This window comes from Paenisporosarcina sp. P4_E4_2 (assembly GCF_056401595.1).
Genome location: NZ_JBFUJC010000401.1, coordinates 1 through 2,600, shown reverse-complemented (window position 1 = coordinate 2,600; position 2,600 = coordinate 1). Strand labels below are relative to the sequence as shown.

Below are 2,600 nucleotides of genomic sequence, written 5' to 3'. Positions count from 1 at the left end.
TTACACATATGTACCAAAAGGTGAATTGGCAATCAAGAACGTCGCAGATTTGTACTTATACGACAACACTGTCTCTACTTTAAAACTTACAGGAGCTGACGTGAAAGAATGGCTTGAGATGTCTGCAGGCCAGTTCAACCAAATCGACGCAACAAAAACAGCAGAACAATCTCTGATCAATACTAACTTCCGTTCATACAACTTTGACGTAATTGATGGAGTGACATATGAAATCGATGTAACACAACCAGCAAAATATGATGCTGATGGCAAAGAAATCAATGCCAATGCAACACGTATCAAAAACTTGAAGTATGATGGTAAAGCAATCGATCCTAAACAGGAATTCATCGTTGCTACAAACAACTACCGAGCAAACGGTAATTTCCCGGGCGTACGAAATGCTAAAGAAGTCGAAATATATACTGTTGAAAACCGCCAAGCGGTCATTGACTATATTATCGAAAAGAAAACAATTGATCCTTCTGCTGACGGCAACTGGAAGTTTACAACATTGCCTGCATCAGCTAAAGTAATGTTTGAATCATCTAAAAAAGCGGTTGAAGTTATTCCTACTAGTGGTAATATCAGCTACTTGGGTGAAGGTACAGATGGATTTGGTAAGTACTTATTAAAATAATAACATGCAAAAGCAGTGGCCAAATCGGTCACTGCTTTTTTTATGTTTAATAGTCTGAACATTCTATTATTACAAGATTATCTTAAATTCGACTCATAATGTAACGACATTGTTACACAACTGTAAAATAAAACAGGTATATTTCATGGTAAGATGACTTTAGTTAAGTTTTCAGAAAATTTTTAGCCATGGGCCAAACCGGAGGATTATAATTCATGAAGTTACAGTCTCAGTTCCTTAAAGTTCTTACGATGATTACTTTCGCTATACTATTAATTGTTGCTCCATTAGCAAATGAAGTGGACGCTTCAAGTGGTGTTGATTCAAGCAAGCTTGTATCTGCAGCAAATAATGTTATGGGAACAAAGTATTTACGTGGTGGAACGACAGCAAACGGATTTGATTGCTCAGGATTTATCGGTTATGTTTACAACCAAGTAGGTGTTGATCTTCCAAGAACATCTGCAGGCATGTACTCAACAGGCTCATCAGTTGCTAAGAAAAATCTACAAGCGGGCGATTTGGTTTTCTTCAATACTTCAGGTAAGGGTGTATCTCATGTAGGAGTTTACGTCGGTGGAGGAAAATTCGCTCACTCATCATCTAGCAAAGGTGTTTCAATTGCAAAACTTAACGATCCCTACTACTGGGGTTCAAAATACATTGGCGCTAAGCGTGTTGCAAACGTATCCCAAGTAGCTTCAGCTAAAAAATAAACTTACATTCTCATACGCCTTGTCGTAAATTCAATTTGCGATAAGGCGTTTTTATATGGAATAATATGATGTGAGTCTTCGAAATAGAATCGCGAGAGCAAAGAAGTTTAGAAATGAAGTTAGTTCAAGATTTTTTGATGTAGAAAGGATATGAGARAATGTCGACTGAGCGTTATGATTATATGGACTGGRTGAGAGTTTTCGCCATCTTTTCAGTCGTAGGTATACATGTGGTAGCACAGCTAGTATCAAGTATGGAGATTGGTCACCAAATTTGGTGGTTTGCAAATCTATTGGATTCTGCCTTACGTAACAGTGTCCCGTTATTTTTCATGATCAGTGGGGCACTATTGTTGACGCGCAAACAACAGGAACCGTTAGTCCCTTTTTTCAAGAAGCGGGTTAGTAAGGTTGCAATACCGTTACTGGCGTGGAGTATTATTTACATCGTCTATCGCAAATTCATGTGGTTTGAAGAACATACGTGGAAACAAATGATTAAAATGGTGTTGACGGACTCTGTGTTCTTCCATTTATGGTTTCTATACGTTATTTTGGGTTTATATTTAATGACCCCGTTTTTAAGACAAATAGTCAGTTCCTCTTCTAAACAAATGCTGCAATACTTTATTGGAGTTTGGTTTGTCATGTCAAGCTTGTTTCCATTCGTACCAAAATTCTTCGATTTTGGGCTGGCTTTGTCTGCTGGACTGTTCGGTACGTATATTGGCTACTTTATTTTAGGCGCGTATTTAATCTTATATCCTCTCAAACGGAAATGGTTGCCTTTGCTTGGACTGTTAGCCGTGATCGGGTATGCCGTAACAGCCTATGGCACATATGTTTTGACTCTCCAGAATGACGGGAGATTGGATGGTTTCTTCTATTTGTATATTGCACCGAATACGGTGGTGATTGCTGTTTTCTTATTTGTATTATTTCAGCAGTTTCCGAATGTCTTCAAGCCGAATACTGTTATTCAAAAAATCAGTGCTGCCAGCATGGGAATCTATTTGTTACATCCCATCATCCAGTTATATGGTCGCCGTATAGGGTTTGACGAATATTGGGTTCATCCAGTACTTGCAGTGCCGCTAGTGTGGATTGCTATATTCTTTTCATCATTTATCATCGTGTGGATTCTTCAAAAAATTCCACTCGTTAATAAACTAGTACCATAAAGCATTCAAAACTAAGTGTCAGGTCATTCCGTTTGAATCTCAATCTTCCCGACTGAGAGAGGG

3 protein-coding genes are annotated in these 2,600 nt (G+C 38.3%); all 3 read left to right on the top strand.

The annotated features are described in order from the left end of the window. The coding region (locus AC1DSB_RS17785; protein ID WP_477587255.1) for a 5'-nucleotidase C-terminal domain-containing protein at positions 1–640 on the top strand (640 nt) is incomplete at its 5' end. A gap of 215 nt (positions 641–855) precedes the next feature. Further along, positions 856–1,356, top strand: a complete 501-nt coding sequence (locus AC1DSB_RS17780) for a C40 family peptidase (protein ID WP_016428081.1) — start codon at positions 856–858, stop codon at positions 1,354–1,356. Between the two features lie 158 nt (positions 1,357–1,514). Beyond that, positions 1,515–2,537 (top strand): acyltransferase, encoded by a 1,023-nt coding sequence (locus tag AC1DSB_RS17775; RefSeq protein ID WP_477587254.1) that lies wholly within the window; start codon positions 1,515–1,517, stop codon positions 2,535–2,537. The last annotated feature ends 63 nt before the right edge of the window (positions 2,538–2,600 follow it).